The sequence below is a fragment of the Gallionella capsiferriformans ES-2 genome, assembly GCF_000145255.1.
GTDB classification, from domain to species: Bacteria; Pseudomonadota; Gammaproteobacteria; order Burkholderiales; family Gallionellaceae; genus Gallionella; species Gallionella capsiferriformans.
The window spans coordinates 2,846,105-2,863,213 of the sequence record NC_014394.1; the positions used below are offsets into that span (position 1 = coordinate 2,846,105).

At 54.4% G+C, this 17,109-nt stretch carries 17 protein-coding genes and 1 riboswitch; of the genes, 13 read left to right on the forward strand and 4 right to left on the reverse strand.

Translation table 11 applies throughout. From position 1 onward, the window contains the following. Positions 1 to 65: 65 nt before the first annotated feature. From ubiD to GALF_RS13170, 3 genes are read right to left on the reverse strand one after another with little or no spacing between them, the layout of a single operon-like run. A complete protein-coding gene (gene ubiD / locus GALF_RS13160) occupies positions 66 to 1,529 on the reverse strand; it encodes a 4-hydroxy-3-polyprenylbenzoate decarboxylase (protein WP_013294555.1) in 1,464 nt (487 codons plus the stop codon). Between the two features lie 50 nt (positions 1,530 to 1,579). Further along, complete coding sequence (locus tag GALF_RS13165) at positions 1,580 to 2,446, reverse strand: lysophospholipid acyltransferase family protein (RefSeq protein WP_013294556.1); 867 nt, start codon at positions 2,444 to 2,446, stop codon at positions 1,580 to 1,582. After that, positions 2,443 to 3,309 (reverse strand): lysophospholipid acyltransferase family protein, encoded by an 867-nt coding sequence (locus GALF_RS13170; RefSeq protein WP_013294557.1) that lies wholly within the window; start codon positions 3,307 to 3,309, stop codon positions 2,443 to 2,445. Before GALF_RS13170 ends, GALF_RS13165 begins: the two co-directional genes overlap by 4 nt. Before the next feature lie 73 nt (positions 3,310 to 3,382). Between GALF_RS13170 and metK the strand changes: the two genes are divergently transcribed. The 13 genes from metK (at position 3,383) to GALF_RS13235 (ending at position 16,072) form a co-directional block, all read left to right on the forward strand. After that, positions 3,383 to 4,546 carry a methionine adenosyltransferase gene (metK, locus tag GALF_RS13175; RefSeq protein ID WP_013294558.1) on the forward strand — a complete coding sequence of 388 codons (1,164 nt, stop codon included), beginning with the start codon at positions 3,383 to 3,385 and terminating at the stop codon, positions 4,544 to 4,546. Positions 4,547 to 4,691: 145 nt separating this feature from the next. Further along, positions 4,692 to 5,936, forward strand: coding sequence for an HD-GYP domain-containing protein (locus GALF_RS13180; protein WP_013294559.1), 1,245 nt, complete (start codon positions 4,692 to 4,694; stop codon positions 5,934 to 5,936). A 56-nt stretch (positions 5,937 to 5,992) separates the two neighbouring features. Continuing rightward, a riboswitch (S-adenosyl-L-homocysteine riboswitch) is annotated at positions 5,993 to 6,074 on the forward strand. A gap of 26 nt (positions 6,075 to 6,100) precedes the next feature. After that, positions 6,101 to 7,513 (forward strand): adenosylhomocysteinase, encoded by a 1,413-nt coding sequence (ahcY, locus tag GALF_RS13185; protein ID WP_013294560.1) that lies wholly within the window; start codon positions 6,101 to 6,103, stop codon positions 7,511 to 7,513. Between the two features lie 79 nt (positions 7,514 to 7,592). Continuing rightward, positions 7,593 to 7,943 (forward strand): phage holin family protein, encoded by a 351-nt coding sequence (locus GALF_RS13190; RefSeq protein WP_013294561.1) that lies wholly within the window; start codon positions 7,593 to 7,595, stop codon positions 7,941 to 7,943. Next, positions 7,943 to 8,770 carry a methylenetetrahydrofolate reductase [NAD(P)H] gene (gene metF / locus GALF_RS13195; RefSeq protein WP_013294562.1) on the forward strand — a complete coding sequence of 276 codons (828 nt, stop codon included), beginning with the start codon at positions 7,943 to 7,945 and terminating at the stop codon, positions 8,768 to 8,770. Before GALF_RS13190 ends, metF begins: the two co-directional genes overlap by 1 nt. Before the next feature lie 159 nt (positions 8,771 to 8,929). Further along, complete coding sequence (gene trhP, locus GALF_RS13200) at positions 8,930 to 10,288, forward strand: prephenate-dependent tRNA uridine(34) hydroxylase TrhP (RefSeq protein ID WP_013294563.1); 1,359 nt, start codon at positions 8,930 to 8,932, stop codon at positions 10,286 to 10,288. A gap of 110 nt (positions 10,289 to 10,398) precedes the next feature. Next, positions 10,399 to 10,947 carry a cytochrome b gene (locus tag GALF_RS13205; RefSeq protein ID WP_013294564.1) on the forward strand — a complete coding sequence of 183 codons (549 nt, stop codon included), beginning with the start codon at positions 10,399 to 10,401 and terminating at the stop codon, positions 10,945 to 10,947. A 27-nt stretch (positions 10,948 to 10,974) separates the two neighbouring features. Next, complete coding sequence (locus GALF_RS13210; protein WP_013294565.1) at positions 10,975 to 11,421, forward strand: YhcH/YjgK/YiaL family protein; 447 nt, start codon at positions 10,975 to 10,977, stop codon at positions 11,419 to 11,421. Between the two features lie 68 nt (positions 11,422 to 11,489). Next, positions 11,490 to 11,876: a RidA family protein gene (locus tag GALF_RS13215; RefSeq protein WP_013294566.1), complete on the forward strand. Its 387-nt coding sequence runs from the start codon at positions 11,490 to 11,492 to the stop codon at positions 11,874 to 11,876. 43 nt (positions 11,877 to 11,919) lie between these two features. After that, a complete protein-coding gene (recG, locus tag GALF_RS13220) occupies positions 11,920 to 13,977 on the forward strand; it encodes an ATP-dependent DNA helicase RecG (RefSeq protein ID WP_013294567.1) in 2,058 nt (685 codons plus the stop codon). Then, positions 13,958 to 14,506, forward strand: a complete 549-nt coding sequence (locus tag GALF_RS13225) for a chorismate--pyruvate lyase family protein (protein ID WP_013294568.1) — start codon at positions 13,958 to 13,960, stop codon at positions 14,504 to 14,506. Before recG ends, GALF_RS13225 begins: the two co-directional genes overlap by 20 nt. A gap of 79 nt (positions 14,507 to 14,585) precedes the next feature. Then, a complete protein-coding gene (ubiA, locus tag GALF_RS13230) occupies positions 14,586 to 15,446 on the forward strand; it encodes a 4-hydroxybenzoate octaprenyltransferase (RefSeq protein ID WP_013294569.1) in 861 nt (286 codons plus the stop codon). Continuing rightward, entirely contained in the window at positions 15,443 to 16,072 is a 630-nt protein-coding gene (locus GALF_RS13235; protein WP_013294570.1) for a class I SAM-dependent methyltransferase, read from the forward strand. The genes ubiA and GALF_RS13235 overlap by 4 nt, the downstream gene beginning before the upstream one ends. A 4-nt stretch (positions 16,073 to 16,076) precedes the next feature. Here GALF_RS13235 and GALF_RS13240 read toward each other — a convergent pair whose 3' ends face one another. Next, positions 16,077 to 17,018: a bestrophin family protein gene (locus GALF_RS13240; RefSeq protein WP_013294571.1), complete on the reverse strand. Its 942-nt coding sequence runs from the start codon at positions 17,016 to 17,018 to the stop codon at positions 16,077 to 16,079. Positions 17,019 to 17,109 lie beyond the last annotated feature (91 nt).

Below are 17,109 nucleotides of genomic sequence, written 5' to 3' on the forward strand. Positions count from 1 at the left end.
TGGCAGACCGGCGAAGTTAGCGTTGATTGTTAGCGATTCACACTTCGACAGGGCAAACGGTAGACCTACAGCCCCAGCTCTCCCCACATCGCATCGACTTTAGCCTTGGTAGCCTCATCCATGACGATGGTCGTGCCCCATTCCCGATTCGTTTCTCCGGGAAATTTGTTGGTCGCATCAAGCCCCATCTTGCCGCCTAGACCCGACACGGGACTCGCGAAGTCCAGATAGTCGATCGGCGTATTCTCGACCAGCAGGGTGTCTCTCACCGGATCCATGCGTGTCGTAATCGCCCAGATCACTTCCTGCCAGCTGCGGATATCGATGTCTTCATCCACCACCACGATGAACTTGGTGTACATAAACTGGCGCAGAAAAGACCAGATACCGAACATCACGCGCTTGGCATGTCCGGCATACTGCTTCTTGATTGACACAATCGCCATCCGGTAACTGCAACCTTCCGGCGGCAGGTAAAAATCCACGATTTCAGGAAACTGCTTTTGCAACAATGGCACGAACACTTCGTTCAATGCGACACCCAACATTGCCGGTTCATCGGGCGGCTTGCCCGTATAGGTGGAATGATAGATCGGATCGCGGCGCATCGTGATGCGCTCGATGGTGAACACAGGGAACTTGTCCTGCTCGTTGTAGTAACCCGTGTGGTCGCCGTAAGGACCTTCCAGCGCCATTTCGTCAGGATGAATCACGCCTTCGAGCACGATCTCACTCGATGCTGGCACCTGCAAATCGCTGCCCAGACAGCTCACGAGTTCGGTCTTGCTGCCGCGCAATAATCCCGCGAACTGATACTCAGACAATGAATCCGGCACCGGCGTGACAGCACCCAGTATGGTCGCGGGGTCCGCGCCAATTACCACCGCAACAGGAAAGGGCACGCCGGGATATTTTTTACAATGGTCGCGAAAATCCAGCGCCCCGCCGCGATGCGCAAGCCAGCGCATGATGACTTTATTCTTTGCAATGACCTGCTGGCGATAGATGCCCAGATTCTGCCGTGACTTTTCAGGGCCGCGGGTCACCACCAACCCCCAGGTGATCAATGGCGCAACATCCCCCGGCCAACAGTGCTGAACCGGCAATTTTGCAAGATCCACTTCATCGCCTTCCCACACCACCTCTTGACAGGGTGCGCTGGATAAGACTTTAGGCGACATGGTCAACACCTGCTTTAACACCGGCCACTTATCCCAGGCATCTTTAAGCCCTTTCGGCGGCTCGGGCTCTTTCAGATAGGCGAGCAACTTGCCCACTTCGCGCAGCGCAGATACAGACTCTTCACCCATCCCTAAGGCCACGCGGCGCGGCGTTCCGAACAGATTGGCCAGCACCGGCATGCTGTGCCCGACCACATTCTCAAACAAGATCGCAGGCCCCTGCGCACGCAACACGCGGTCGCAAATTTCCGTCATTTCAAGATGCGTGGAAACAGGCACGCTGATGCGTTTAAGTTCGCCTATTTTTTCTAGCTGCGCAATAAAGTCGCGCAAATCACGGTATTTCATTCCATCTCCTGAAAACGGGCGGCGACTAACAACTTGCCACTGACCACTTGCTAATAGTATCTTGCTTCGCCTTCCGGTCGCGTCTTAAAACGCTTATGCAGCCAGAAATACTGCTCTGGCATCTCCAGTATCCGCGCTTCGATAAACTCATTCATACGCCGCGCGTCAAGCACCTCATCACCGCTGGGACAATTTTCCCAGGCAGGATAAAAACGAATTTCATACCCCTGACCGTACGGCAGCATACGGGTGATGCAAGGCACCACCTTCGCACCGGTCATTTGGGCTAAGCGCGGAACAGTAGTCAGCGTCGCAGCCGGCACACCAAAAAATGGCACGAACACCCCGTCCTTGACAGACTGATCCTGATCGGTGAAATAGTAAAAGGGAAATCCGTTGCGAATATCCCGAATCACCCCCCGCATACCATCCTGACGTGAATACAATCGTTGCGCACCGAAGCGGGTGCGCTTCTTGTAAAACAGCGCATCAAAATACGGGTCTTTCTGTTTGGAATAGACCGTCACCACATTGGTGTGCTGAGACAGCCAGTTCCCGCCCACATCGAGAGCCACGAAATGTGCCGTCAACAAAATGAGTGGCTTACCTTCTGCGGACCGAAAATTCTCCAATCCTTCCACGCGTATCAGGCGCTGCAAGCGCGCGCTACTCGACCACCACAGAATACTGCGCTCCAGTATGCTGCGACCAAACGCCATAAAATTGCGCCGCAACAAGCGCCGCCTATCAGCCTCGCTCATTTTCGGAAAACACAGGGACAAATTAATATCGCCGACCCTGCGGCGCTCACCTGCAATCGGGTAGACCAACAAACCGAGCACATTTCCCAGTACCGCCAGCATCGGCAACGGCAAAAAGTGCAGCAGCCAAAGTATTAGCACAGCAATTTTTTTCATAGCCCCACCTTCGGGGTGTGATCCAGAATTTTGATTCCGCGCGCAACTTTATAACGGTTATAACTCCATAAATACTGTGCCGGACAGGCACGTATCACTTTTTCCAGCGCGATGTTGATTTGCCTGGGGACGGGCTGCGAGAAATCCAGTTGCAGCGGCTCGAAGCTGATCACATAGCCGTTTACGCGACGTTCCGCGCTGACCAACAGAATAGCCGCGTTGCTGGCCTGTGCCAGCCGCCCGACCAGCGTCATGGTGTAAGCGGGACGCCCGAAGAAGTCCGCCCATTCACCCTCTCCGCCGCTGGGAACCTGATCCGGCAGCAAACCGATCGCCTCACCCCGCTTGAGTGCCTTGTACAATAAGCGCACGCCACTCAAATCGGCCTTGGCTAATTTAGCCTGACCGCGTTCGCGCCCCTTACACATCACGCCTTCAAGCCAGCGCAATTTTGGCTGACGATACAGCATAGTGAACGGCATGTATCTGGCGACATACAGCCCGGCAATTTCGAAGCACCCCAGATGGGGCGTCAATATGATCGTGCCGCGACCTTGCGCCTGCGCAGCCTCAACGTGCTCCATGCCGCGACATTCCAGCACTGCGCCCAGCACCTCTTCATAAGGCCGCCCCCAAATCCACGGCAATTCGGCGATGCTTTTGCCCGCTTCCGCGATCACCTCCGGCAGCAACTTGCCTTCCAGTGAAAAACCGGCATGCTGCAAATTTTCCCGCATGCGCGCAGCATATTGCCGTGACACGACATAGGTGAGGCGCCCGAGCAATGCGCCCAGACGATGCAATACGCTCAGCGGCAAAGCCGAGAGCATGCGAAAAACGATATTAAAAACAAAAGTAGTCATGGGTTGCAATACTGGCAAGTTTTACGGAATTTGATAGAATGACCTTCTTTTAACATATTTCGAGCGCACAACCATGAGCGAATTTCTGTTTACTTCCGAATCTGTATCCGAAGGTCATCCTGACAAAGTGTCAGATCAGATCTCCGATGCCATTCTGGATGCGATTCTAGCGCAAGACCCCTATGCGCGGGTAGCGGCAGAAACGCTGACCAACACCGGACTCGTGGTTCTGGCAGGCGAAATCACCACCACCGCCAATGTCGATTACATTCAAGTTGCGCGCAACACCATCAAGCGCATCGGCTACGACAACACCGAATACGGCATCGACTACAAGGGTTGTGCGGTACTGGTCGCTTATGACAAGCAAAGCCCGGACATCGCGCAAGGCGTGGATCGTGCGTCCGACGACTTCTTGAATCAAGGCGCGGGCGATCAAGGCCTGATGTTCGGTTACGCTTGCGATGAAACACCGACTTTAATGCCGCTGGCGATTTATCTGGCGCATCAGGTTGTGCAACGTCAGGCGCAATTGCGCCACGACGGTCGTCTGCCGTGGTTGCGTCCGGATGCAAAATCTCAAGTGACCATCCGCTACGTGGACGGCAAACCGCATTCCATCGACACCGTGGTGCTCTCGACTCAGCACGCACCGGATATGACGCTGGAAGCGATCCGCGAAGCGGCCATTGAAGACATCATCATGCCGATGCTGCCGAAAGAATTTATCAAGGGCAACATCAACTTCCTGGTGAATCCGACCGGGCGTTTCGTGGTCGGCGGCCCGCAAGGCGATTGCGGCCTGACCGGCCGCAAGATCATCGTGGATACCTACGGTGGCGCAGCGCCTCACGGTGGCGGTGCATTCTCCGGCAAAGACCCTTCTAAGGTCGATCGCTCGGCCGCCTATGCCGGTCGTTACGTTGCGAAGAATATCGTTGCGGCAGGATTGGCCAGCAAATGTCTGGTGCAAGTCTCCTACGCGATTGGTGTGGCAAAACCGACCAGCGTGATGGTGGACACCTACGGTACCGGAAAAATCGCCGATGACAAATTGACCGAACTGGTGTTGCGTCATTTCGACCTGCGCCCAAAAGGCATCGTGCAGATGCTGGATCTGCTGCGTCCAATCTACGAGAAGACCGCCGCTTACGGTCACTTCGGCCGCGAAGAACCTGAATTTACCTGGGAACGTACCGACAAGGCCGCGGCCTTGCGCGCTGACGCAGGACTGTAAACACAAGCATTAAAGAGGCATCTTTGATGCTGCCATAAATCCTTTAAGCCTCAGCTGTCACAAACAAAATATTCCGCACCTGTATCTCATACAGGGTGCGGTTTTTTGTATTAGAATTACGCCTTAATTGCAAAATGAGTGTTGTATGCATAAACGTATTTCCGTCGAACAATTGCGCCTTGGGATGTACATCCACGAACTGGGGTGTTCTTGGATGGATCACCCGTTCTGGCGCAAGACCTTTTTACTGGATGATCCGAACGATCTTAAAACCATACTGGCGACCAAAATCAAGCTGGTGTGGATCGACACAAGCAAAGGCGCGGATGTTGATGAAGAGACGATAACGGAGTGCGAGACAGAAGAGGAAGTCAACGATACGATTGAATCGACGCTGGCTCTTGCGGACTCGCAGCTAAAATCAACGCAGCGCATCAGCCTGGCTCAAGAAGCCGCGCTCGCCGTACAAATTTGTGCCAAATCGAGAGATGCCGTCGCCTCGATGTTTCAGGAAACACGCATGGGCAGCGCGCTCAACTCGGAAGAGGCGCTCCCCATCGTCGAAGAAATCTCTAATTCCGTGATTCGAAATCCCGGCGCGCTGATTAGCCTGGCTCGCCTCAAAGATAAAGATGATTACACCTATATGCACTCGGTGGCCGTCTGCGCACTGATGGTCTCGCTGGGAAAACAGCTTAATCTGGACGACGAGCAAATTCGTCAAGCCGGATTGGCCGGCCTGCTGCATGACGTGGGCAAGATGATGATTCCGCCCGAAGTCCTCAATAAACCGGGAAAACTCACCGACGCCGAATTTGCAATGGTCAAAAATCATCCTAGCGAAGGTCACAAACTGCTGCTCGGCGGTATCGGCATCAACGATATCTCACTGGATGTCTGCCTACATCACCACGAAAAGGTCGACGGCAGTGGTTATCCCGAACAACTCGCCGACAAGCAGATCAGCCTGTTTGCCAAGATGTCTGCCGTATGCGATGTATATGACGCCATCACCTCCAACCGCCCCTACAAGAGCGGCTGGGAACCGGCCGAATCGATCCGTAAAATGGCCGAGTGGAGCAACGGCCATTTCGATCAGCGAATTTTTCAGGCCTTCGTACGCAGTGTTGGCATCTACCCTACCGGCTCGCTGGTAAAGCTCTCATCGAGCCGCTTGGCTGTCGTCATGGAACAGTCCGACAAGTCGTTGCTCGCCCCTAAAGTTAAGGTATTTTTCTCGACCAAATCGAACTGCCGCATTATGCCTGAACTATTGGATTTAGCGCTGCCCGGCTGTACGGACAAAATCACCTCCTTTGAAGATCCTGAAAAATGGAACATTCCGGACCTTCTGGAATTGTGGAGCGGCTTGCCGGCAGTCCACAAATAAGCACCGCTTATTTGCGTATTTTTAGCCAAATAAAAATTTTGCGTTTATAATTACCCCCTTCCGAGAGGTGCTGCAGCGGGTTTGAACGCCCCCGTCAGGCTCGGAGCAGTGATTTCGTTTCAACGGCACCTATTCATTAACCAACATAAATGAATGGATTACCTATGAACGCTGTTACAAACGGATTCACCGACTATATCGTCGCAGACATGTCGCTCGCAGCATGGGGCCGCAAAGAACTCGCAATCGCCGAAGTTGAAATGCCAGGCTTGATGGCCATTCGCAACGAATACGCCGCCAGCCAGCCTTTGAAAGGCGCACGCATCACAGGTTCATTGCACATGACCATTCAAACCGGCGTGCTGATCGAGACGCTGACAGCCCTTGGTGCTGAAGTTCGCTGGGCTTCCTGCAACATCTATTCCACACAGGATCACGCTGCCGCTGCCATCGTTGCAACGGGTGTTCCTGTTTTCGCCGTCAAGGGCGAAACACTGACTGAGTACTGGGACTACACCCATCGCATATTCGAATGGAAAGACGGCGGCCTGTCCAACATGATCTTGGACGACGGCGGCGATGCCACCCTGTTGTTGCATCTGGGTGCACGCGCTGAAAAAGACGCGTCTTTGCTGAACAATCCCGGTTCTGAAGAAGAAATCTGCCTGTTCAATTCCATCAAGGCCAAGCTGGCTGTTGACGGTACATGGTATTCGACCCGCCTGGCAGCGATCAAGGGCGTAACCGAAGAAACTACCACCGGCGTACATCGTTTGTACCAGATGCATGAGCGCGGCGAATTGAAATTCCCTGCGATCAACGTAAACGATTCCGTCACCAAATCCAAGTTCGACAACCTGTACGGCTGCCGCGAATCGCTGGTTGACGCGATCAAGCGCGCAACTGACGTGATGATCGCAGGTAAGATCGCAGTGATCGTCGGTTACGGCGACGTGGGCAAGGGCTCCGCTCAAGCCATGCGCGCACTGTCCGCCCAAGTCTGGGTAACGGAAATCGATCCTATCTGCGCGCTGCAAGCCGCTATGGAAGGCTACCGCGTTGTAACGATGGATTACGCCTGCGAACACGGCGACATCTTTGTCACCACCACCGGCAACTACCACGTCATCACCCATGACCACATGGCGAAGATGAAGAACAACGCCATCGTGTCCAACATCGGTCACTTCGACAACGAAATCGACGTCGCATCCCTCAAGCAATATCAGTGGGAAAACATCAAGCCGCAAGTCGATCACGTCATTTTCCCTGACGGCAAACGCATCCTGTTGCTGGCTGAAGGCCGCCTGGTCAATCTGGGTTGTGGTACAGGTCACCCGTCTTATGTGATGTCGTCTTCATTTGCAAACCAGACCATTGCTCAAATCGAGCTGTATACACGCACCAGCGATTATCCGGTCGGCGTATACACCTTGCCTAAGCATCTGGACGAAAAAGTTGCGCGCTTGCAACTCACGACCCTCAATGCTCAGCTGAGTGAATTGACCGACCAGCAGGCAGCTTACATCGGCGTAGCTAAGAATGGTCCGTACAAGGCCAATCACTACCGCTACTAAGCAATAAACGTTGCACAGATTGCCGTCTCGCTCAGATTTTACGGGTGAGGCGGCTTTTGTCATTAACAGGAAGGCGATTATGAAATTGCTGTTGGTCTGGATACTGAATGCGATGGCGCTAATCGCGGTGGCGAATTTTGTGCCGGGCATCCATGTAGACGGATTTACCGCCGCCCTGGTGGCAGCTTTTTTTCTCGGGCTGGTCAATGCACTGATCAGGCCCTTATTGCTGCTGCTTACCCTGCCTGTAACCCTGGTCACACTGGGCCTGTTCATCTTCGTGATTAACGGCTTGCTGTTCTGGCTGGTGGGTTCAGTACTGCGCGGATTTATCGTCGACAGCTTCTGGCACGGCATCCTCGGCGCCTTGCTGTACAGCCTGTTTATCTGGGCGCTGACTTCAGCGGCCACACAATTGATGAGGAAATAATGAGCAACTCACATATCAGTTTTGAATTTTTCCCGCCTCAGACGACGGAAGGCGTGGAAAAACTGACGATTGCACGCGGAAAACTCGCCGCACTCAATCCCGAATTCTTCTCGGTCACCTTCGGTGCCGGGGGTTCTACCCGCGACCGCACGCTGGAAACGGTGACACAGATCAAGGCGGAAGGTTTTGATGCCGCCCCGCATCTGTCCTGCGTCGGTTCTACCCGCGACAACATTCGCGCAATTTTACAAACCTACCGTGACGCGGGAATCCGTCGCATCGTCGCGTTGCGCGGCGACTTGCCCTCCGGCATGGCGACCGCCGGCGAATTCCAGTACGCCAACGAACTGGTGGAATTCATCCGCACCGAGACGGGCGATCATTTCCATCTGGAAGTGGCGGCCTACCCCGAAGTTCACCCGCAAGCCAAATCAGCGCGCGACGACCTGATCAATTTTAAAAGAAAGATCGATGCAGGCGCGGATTCTGCGATTACGCAGTATTTTTATAACGCCGACAGCTATTTCCACTTCGTCGACGAATGCCAGAAACAGGGGATCACCGCACCCATCGTGCCGGGCATCATGCCCATCGTGCGCTATTCGCAACTGGCGCGCTTTTCAGATGCCTGCGGCGCAGAAATTCCGCGCTGGATGCGAAAAACCATGGAAGGCTTTGGCGACGACAACGAGTCGGTACAGGCCTTTGGTCGCGACATCGTGACAGCCATGTGCGAAAAACTGTTAGCCGGAGGCGCACCCGGCCTGCATTTTTATACGCTAAATCAGGCGGCACCTTGCATGGCGATTGTTGAAAGGCTGAAATAAGCTGTTCAGCCTCAACTAAAGGAACAGGTCGTTAAGCACAATATCCCCGCCTGCGCCTGTGGATAAGATGGCTCAGTATGCCGGTATAATCCGGCATACTTCGTTTAAATGCCGAGCATTCCAGCAAAGCGTCGAGAAAACTACCGCACAAGGCGACACATGAAATCACCAGAACTCTTATTACCCGCAGGCTCCCTCGATAAAATGCGCGCCGCCTATGCCTTCGGCGCTGACGCCGTGTATGCAGGCCAACCGCGCTATTCCTTGCGCGCGCGCAACAACGAATTCAAACTGGAAGAGTTGCAAACGGGTATTACCGAGGCGCATGCGCTGGGCAAAAAGCTGTTTGTCGCCAGCAACCTGATGCCGCACAACGCCAAAGTAAAGACCTATATGGCCGATATGCAGCCTGTAATCGAGATGAAGCCCGATGCGCTAATCATGGCTGATCCCGGGCTGATCGCGATGGTGCGTGAACGCTGGCCGGAAGTCGATGTGCATCTGTCGGTACAGGCCAACACCGTCAATTACGCGGCGGTAAAATTCTGGAAGTCGCTAGGGTTGACCCGCGTGATCCTGTCGCGCGAATTGTCGCTCGATGAGATCGAAGAAATCCGCCAGGAATGTCCCGACATGGAACTGGAGGTGTTCGTGCACGGCGCGTTGTGCATCGCCTATTCAGGGCGCTGCCTGCTGTCCGGTTACTTCAATCATCGCGATGCAAATCAGGGCACCTGCACCAATTCCTGCCGCTGGGATTACAAGATCGACAACGCGGAAGAAAACGGCACCGGGGACATTGAACCACTTGCAAAATCAATTGAAAAAATTGACTTCGATTTTGACAAAGCGCTAAGCCAGTCGGCTTTATCCGACTGCGGCGACCAAAAACGCCATCCAATGGCCGATCGCGTGTACGTGATTGCCCGTCAGGATCACCCGAACGAGCTGATGCCGGTGATGGAGGATGAGCACGGCACCTACATCATGAATTCCAAAGACTTGCGCGCGGTTGAACACGTCGAAAAGCTCGCGAAAATCGGCATTGACTCACTCAAAGTCGAAGGCCGCACCAAGTCGATCTACTACGTCGCACGCACCGCGCAAGTGTATCGTCAGGCGATCGACGACGCCGTTGCAGGCAGACCGTTCAATTACGGCTTGTTGGGCGCACTGGATGCGCTGGCCAATCGCGGCTATACCGACGGTTTTTACGAGCGCCATCACACCCACGAGCAGCAAAATTACATGCGCGGCCACTCGGAAAGTTCACGTCAGCAATATGTCGGCGACATCGTCTCCTGCGAAAATGGGCTGGCCCAAATCGACGTGAAGAATCGCTTTTCCGTCGGTGACCGTCTTGAGATCATTCACCCCCAAGGCAATCAGATCATCGATCTTGCCGAAATGCGCGACAAGAATGGACAGATCATCACCGTCGCACCGGGCAGCGGGCATAAAGTACAGATCCCTTTATCGGGCAATCTGTCAGGCGGGATGATTGCGCGCTTTTTATAGATAGGCAGGTGTACTATCGCATTCTGTCGGCGGACATCAAAAAGCACCGCGCTGAACGCGTCCCCATAACAAGAGCCATCTGACCATCGAGCGATGTAAGGAGATCAGCGATGAACTGGAAAAATACGACAACCCGCTACGGCATGGCCGCTATCGGCATCCATTGGCTGATGCTGCTGTTGTTCATCGCAGTCTATGCCTGCATCGAATTACGCGTGTTCTACCCGAAAGGAAGTGAGCTGCGCGAGGGATTAAAAACCTGGCACTTCATGCTGGGGATGCTGCTGTTTGCACTAGTCTGGCTGCGCCTGGCTGTTCGACTCTCCACGATTACCCCGCTTATCCGGCCTGAACCCGAAAAGTGGCAGGATCTGTCGGCGAAACTGATGCATCTGGCTCTGTATGCGCTGATGATAGGCATGCCGCTGACCGGCTGGCTGTTGCTTTCCGCATCAGGCAAACCGATCCCTTTCTTCGGCTTTGAATTGCCGGCACTGATCGGCGAGAGTAAAGACATTGCCAAACAAATCAAGGAAATACACGAATTGGTTGGCACGGCAGGCTATTACCTGATCGGGATGCATGCGGCAGCGGCACTGTACCATCACTATTGGCTGCGCGATAACACACTGACCCGAATGCTACCGCCGCGAAAATAATTCTATCCTCAAGAGAGATTTATCCAGATGATTTTTTCCGCACTCTCCCAAGCTGACCGCTACGCGGCACTGCATCCGCTGTTTCTCCGCGCATTCGAATATATCCGCGACACGGATCTGTATGCGCTGGCGCCGGGGCGTTATCACCTCGCAGGCGATGATCTGATCGCTATCGTAGAACACGTAACGGGGCGCACCAAGGAGATGGCACGACTGGAAGCACATAAGCGCTATATCGACATCCAGCTTGTGCTGGAGGGCGATGAAACCATGGGCTGGAAACCGCTGGCAGATTGCTATAATCCGATCGGCGAACACAGCATAGATCGCGACATCCTTTTTTTTCTCGACGCACCCGCAGCATGGATCCCCGTGCCGCCCGATCATTTCTGCATTTTCTTCCCGGAAGACGCCCATGCGCCGCTGGTGGGCACAGGTCCAATCCGCAAGGTCATCTTCAAGATCGCCGTATAGCGGATGAAATGCGGGTGTCGGTTATAATTCGAGCCTGCTGCTAACCATTTCACTGACAGGATTTCATCATGGCAAACAAACAATTCATTCAAACACCTGACGCACCCGCCGCCATCGGCACCTATTCGCAAGCCATTCGCGTAGGCGATACCGTGTATCTGTCCGGTCAAATCGGTCTTGATCCTGCTACCATGCAGATGGTGGAAGGCATAGACGAGCAAATTCACCGTGTATTCCAGAATCTGCGTGCCGTTACGGTCGCCGCGAATAGCAATATCGACGGCATCGTAAAACTCAATATCTTTTTAACCGACTTAAAGCATTTCGCCAAAGTGAACGAAATCATGGCAGGCTATTTCCAGCAGCCCTACCCTGCCCGTGCCGCAGTCCAGGTATCTGCATTGCCGCGCGGCGCACTGGTTGAAATGGACGGAATACTGGTCGTTCAGGACTAACGAACATGAGCCACATGCCGCCCCCTTTAAATAAGAGGGCGATTTGACGACACCGCTCAAAATCTCTGCTGCGACCCTTACCAAGCTGGCTAAGCTGGGCATCCGCCATCGGGCGGATTTGTTGTTGCATCTGCCGTTGCGCTATGAGGATGAGACTGAGCTCGTCTCGCTTGCCGACGTTGAACCCGGCGAGACGGTGCAGGTACAGGGCGTCATCACGCACAACGAGGTCCTGTACAAGCCCAGAAAAATACTGGTTTGCCGCCTACAGGACAAAGAGGATGAGCTGTATCTGCGTTTTTTGAATTTCTACCCCAGCCAGATCAAACTGCTGGCGGTAGGCCGCCAAGTACGCGCGATCGGCGAGGCGAGAATCGGTTATTTCGGGCTGGAGATGGTGCATCCGAAATGCCGGGCGGTGAGCGATAAAACGCAGCTGGCAACCAGCCTCACTCCGGTCTATCCGACCACGGCAGGACTGTCGCAACTCACGTTAAAAAAGCTGATTGCCAATGCGTTGGAGGTGCTCAATCCAGCCGACCCGCTGCCAGAAAAATTTCGCCATAATTTAAATTTACCGGGGTTTTTTGACAGCATCCGACTGCTGCACAACCCCACAACAGACATCGCCGCATGTACTCTGGCGGATAAAAGTCACGCAGCCTGGCGACGTATCAAATTTGATGAGTTACTGGCCCAGCAACTGTCCATGCGCGTGCATCACAAAGAACGCAGCCGGCGCATTGCGCCCGCGCTGCCGCCACAGGGCCATTACACCGATAGCCTGCTAAAAATTCTGCCGTTTTCACTGACCAAAGCGCAACAAAAAGTCTACGCGGAAATCAGCGCAGACCTTGCCCGCCCGCACCCGATGCAACGCTTACTGCTCGGCGATGTCGGCAGCGGCAAGACCATCGTCGCAGCACTCGCCGCCTTGCAAGCCATCGAAAATGGCTATCAAGTCGCCTTGATGGCACCCACTGAAATCCTCGCTGAACAGCATTATCTCAAGCTGACAGAGTGGTTATCCCCACTAGGAATAGTGCCGGTCTGGCTGTCCGGCAGCCTGAAGAAAAAGGACAAGCGCGTGGCCGCCGAGTTGATTGCATCGGGCGAAACATGGCTTGCCATCGGCACGCACGCTTTATTTCAGGAACAGATTACCTTCCATAAATTAGGGCTGGCGATTGTCGATGAACAGCACAAATTCGGCGTGCAACAACGACTGGCGCTGCATGCGAAAGGCAAACAGCCCGTAGCACCGGATGAAAAATCCTCTGAGCCGCACCAATTAATGATGAGCGCAACGCCGATTCCACGCACGCTGGCGATGAGCTATTACGCGGATCTGGACGTGTCGGTGATCGATGAATTGCCGCCCGGACGCACGCCGGTGATTACCAAATTGGTGAGCGACACACGCCGCGAAGAGGTATTCGAACGGGTTCGCGCTGCCTGCATGACCGGCGCACAAGCCTATTGGGTCTGCCCCTTGATCGACGAATCCGAAGTCTTGCAATTGCAAAATGCGCAGGAAACATTTGAATTGCTGACGGACACCTTTCCGGATCTGCGTGTCGGCCTGGTTCACGGCAAAATGGAAAGCGCCGAAAAGGTGCGCACTATGAGCGCATTCAAGGCAGGCGAATTGCAGCTGCTAGTTGCGACGACCGTCATTGAAGTCGGCGTGGATGTGCCCAACGCCAGCCTGATGGTGATCGATCATGCCGAGCGCATGGGGCTGGCCCAGCTCCATCAACTGCGCGGACGGGTAGGACGCGGATCAGCACAAAGCCTCTGTATTTTGCTGTATCACAAACCGCTCTCAGAACTAGCACGCACACGATTAAAAGTCATCTTCGAGAACACCGATGGCTTCGTGATTGCCCAGCAGGACTTACAATTGCGCGGCCCTGGCGAATTGCTGGGTGCAAGACAAAGCGGCGTGGCGATGCTGCGCTTCGCCGACATTGAAGCCGATGAAGATTTACTTGAACACGCACGCGAAGTCGCCGATGAATTATTGAGCGATTATCCGGATGCGGCGCGCACCTATTTGCACCGCTGGATGGCAAACAAACATGACTATTTGCACGTATAAAGACAACTTCTGGAACGCCGACGCGTGGGGCGCCAGTGCCGAATTGAGGCCTTGGCTGCGCGATCACGGCTCGCTCACGCAGCGCATTACGCAACGCTGCGAGCACTTTTCCGTGCGTAACGTGCGTAGCGGCCTGGCACGCATCGCGCTGGATGAATCTGCCCTATTGGCTATCGCCCCCCAACAACTTGCCTGGTCGCGTGAAGTATTTCTCTGCGCCGATGGGCAGCCGGTGGTCTTTGCCCACAGCGCCTGCGCCGCCCGCCAACTTCGCGGCGCATGGCAAGGATTGCGCAACTTGGGCAACAAGCCGCTGGGTGCGCTGCTCTTTACCCACCCGCAGGTGGTGCGCCAGCCGCTACACTATCAGGCGCTGCATCCGCACCATCCCCTATATCGACGTGCCGCTAGCGTATTAGGCGCACCACCCGACCGCCTATGGGCGCGCCGATCCTTATTTTATTTACACCATGCGCCGCTACTGGTCACGGAAGTATTTTTGCCTGAAATTCTTAATTGCAGGATTTAGGATTGAGCAAAAATCAGTTTCTGTTAAACTTTCACCGCGCTACTCAAGCCCCGCTCCTAGATTCTCAATCCTAATAAAAATGAAGCTCACTGAACGCCTGTCGTTGTATATACAGCTCACCCGCCTCGACCGGCCCATCGGCATCCTGCTGCTGCTCTGGCCGACGCTATGGGGAATATGGATTGCAGGGAACGGCACACCCGCCTGGCCTATCGTGCTGATCTTCACGCTCGGCACCGTGCTGATGCGCTCGGCCGGCTGTGCGATCAACGATTATGCCGACCGCCACATCGACCTGCACGTCGAGCGCACCCGCCATCGCCCCATTACCAGCGGACGCATTTCGCACAAGGAAGCATTGTTGCTGGCAAGCGCACTGGCGCTCATTTCGTTTACGCTGATCCTGCCGCTCAATACGCTCACCCTGCTGCTATCGATTCCTGCCGTTTTTCTGGCCGCCAGCTACCCGTTCACCAAACGCTTTTTCGTCATTCCGCAAGCCTATCTGGGGATTGCCTTCGGCTTTGGCATCCCGATGGCTTTCGCCGCACAGCTGAACAGCATTCCGCCTGTCGCCTGGCTGCTTTTGTGTGCGAATATTTTCTGGGCGATCGCCTACGATACCGAATACGCAATGGTGGACCGTGATGACGACATTCATCTGGGGATTCACTCCTCCGCCCTGTTTTTCGGCAAATACGATGTCGCCGCCGTCATGGCGTGTTATGCCGTCACGCTCGGCTTGCTGTCCTTAGCAGGTCAAATGGCGCAACTGGGTCTGCCGTATTACGCGGGATTGGCTATTGCTGCGGGAATCTCGCTGCACCACTATCGCCTCATCAAAAACCGCCAGCGTGATGACTGTTTCAAGGCCTTTTTGCACAACAACTGGTTTGGCGCGGCGGTCTTCGCCGGCATTGTTCTGGATTATCTGGCATGACGTCTGACTACCGTTGCAATCCGTTGTTGCGGCTGAGCTACAGCCTGATCGCACCCGTCTATGATTTAGTCATAGAACGTCCAATGCGCGCCGCGCGTAAACGTTCGCTGGCCGCTTTGCCGGCTGGCGCGTCTCGTCATGTGTTGGTGAGTGGCATCGGCACGGGACTTGATCTGCCGCATCTGCCGACGCAGCATCATTACACTGCACTGGATTTTAATGCGGCGATGCTCGCCCGCGCCCGGCCTCGCGGAGAGAAATTAGATGTGGAGTTCGTGCTGGGCGACAGTATGGCCCTGCCGTTTGCGGGCAATCATTTCGACCATGTCGTGCTGCACCTGATTACCGCCGTGGTACCTGATCCTGCAAGCTGCCTGTCCGAAGCCGCCCGCGTGCTAAAGCCCGGCGGGACGATCATCCTGTTCGACAAGTTCCTGCGCGCCGGCAAAGCGGCCCCGTTGCGCCGCTTGCTTACACCCTTGTCCGGACGCATCGCCACAAGAATGGATGTGGTTTTCGAGAAGGTATTGCTGGCCGTACCGGAGTTAGAAATTATCAGCGATGAACCGATGATGGCCCGCGGCTGGTTCAGAGGGATCATCCTGACCAAAAAAGGCCTGCTTTAAACCACTACATCAGACAATAATTCACCGGCAATAGAGGCTTCAAATCGTGTTTGTCTCCTATTGCATCGCGCAAGTTGATTTCAATTCCGCGACAAATGGCATCGAGTGCCAGGTCATTCGGAGAATGGCCGAACGGCTCTTCGATTTCATCGCCCAGCGCATCCAATCCAAAAAAAGTATAGGCAACAATACCGACCACAAAGGGCGTCATGAAACCGATCGTATCGACCAAGCCAAACGGCAGCAGGAAGCAATATAAATAAGCAGTCCGGTGCAACATCAGGGTATAAGAAAAAGGGATCGGCGTGCTCTTAATCCGCTCACACGCCGCTGCAGCCGCAGTAATTGACGACATACTCATATCGATTGCGGCGGCCAGACACCCATCGAGTCGCTTCTCATCCATGCACAGCCGCAAATCGCGCCCCATTTGATGCATCAGATAATCGGGGATATTCGAAACCGTGCTGATTTTCTGCCACTCCTGAGGCACCAGCAAAGGCTTGAGTTCACTGACGGCATCGGTGTCGCGCAGCAAATGACGCAGCGCGTGGGAAAACGCAATGGTGCGAACAATCATCCTGACGCGCACATCGCCCAATCCAGCTTCAGGCGTGAGCGGCCCGGCATGCTCAACCAGCGTCAGGCACTGGCGTGCAAAATTGCGATTCTGCAAAACAATTTCGCCCCACAGCTTGCGCCCTTCACAGTAGCGATCATAGGCTGCCGTATTGCGAAAGCCGAGAAAAATAGCCAAAGGTAGACCGATCAGCGTAAACGGAATCGCGGTCAGCGTGATCTTGTGGTTGTAAATATCACCATGCGTCCAGGTGACCAGCGTGGCAAGCGCAATATTAACCAGCAATACGCCGGTGATTTGCGACAGCACAGAACCGCGAAAAATGAAAAACAACCGGAACCCGGACGGTCTGCTGCGTAGGATCATAGATAGCCTGTTGTTTGGTTCGTCAAAACAGTGATTTGATAAGTCACCCTGACGATGTGCGACATCTTACCCTCATTTGCTTATGAGACCG

What these genes read in the sequence shown, in the direction of transcription:
- ubiD (WP_013294555.1), bottom strand. Translation starts at nt 1,529, where the DNA reads ATGAAATACCGTGATTTGCGCGACTTTATTGCGCAGCTAGAAAAAATA.
- GALF_RS13165 (WP_013294556.1), bottom strand. Translation starts at nt 2,446, where the DNA reads ATGAAAAAAATTGCTGTGCTAATACTTTGGCTGCTGCACTTTTTGCCG.
- GALF_RS13170 (WP_013294557.1), bottom strand. Translation starts at nt 3,309, where the DNA reads ATGACTACTTTTGTTTTTAATATCGTTTTTCGCATGCTCTCGGCTTTG.
- metK (WP_013294558.1), top strand. Translation starts at nt 3,383, where the DNA reads ATGAGCGAATTTCTGTTTACTTCCGAATCTGTATCCGAAGGTCATCCT.
- GALF_RS13180 (WP_013294559.1), top strand. Translation starts at nt 4,692, where the DNA reads ATGCATAAACGTATTTCCGTCGAACAATTGCGCCTTGGGATGTACATC.
- ahcY (WP_013294560.1), top strand. Translation starts at nt 6,101, where the DNA reads ATGAACGCTGTTACAAACGGATTCACCGACTATATCGTCGCAGACATG.
- GALF_RS13190 (WP_013294561.1), top strand. Translation starts at nt 7,593, where the DNA reads ATGAAATTGCTGTTGGTCTGGATACTGAATGCGATGGCGCTAATCGCG.
- metF (WP_013294562.1), top strand. Translation starts at nt 7,943, where the DNA reads ATGAGCAACTCACATATCAGTTTTGAATTTTTCCCGCCTCAGACGACG.
- trhP (WP_013294563.1), top strand. Translation starts at nt 8,930, where the DNA reads ATGAAATCACCAGAACTCTTATTACCCGCAGGCTCCCTCGATAAAATG.
- GALF_RS13205 (WP_013294564.1), top strand. Translation starts at nt 10,399, where the DNA reads ATGAACTGGAAAAATACGACAACCCGCTACGGCATGGCCGCTATCGGC.
- GALF_RS13210 (WP_013294565.1), top strand. Translation starts at nt 10,975, where the DNA reads ATGATTTTTTCCGCACTCTCCCAAGCTGACCGCTACGCGGCACTGCAT.
- GALF_RS13215 (WP_013294566.1), top strand. Translation starts at nt 11,490, where the DNA reads ATGGCAAACAAACAATTCATTCAAACACCTGACGCACCCGCCGCCATC.
- GALF_RS13225 (WP_013294568.1), top strand. Translation starts at nt 13,958, where the DNA reads ATGACTATTTGCACGTATAAAGACAACTTCTGGAACGCCGACGCGTGG.
- ubiA (WP_013294569.1), top strand. Translation starts at nt 14,586, where the DNA reads ATGAAGCTCACTGAACGCCTGTCGTTGTATATACAGCTCACCCGCCTC.
- GALF_RS13235 (WP_013294570.1), top strand. Translation starts at nt 15,443, where the DNA reads ATGACGTCTGACTACCGTTGCAATCCGTTGTTGCGGCTGAGCTACAGC.
- GALF_RS13240 (WP_013294571.1), bottom strand. Translation starts at nt 17,018, where the DNA reads ATGATCCTACGCAGCAGACCGTCCGGGTTCCGGTTGTTTTTCATTTTT.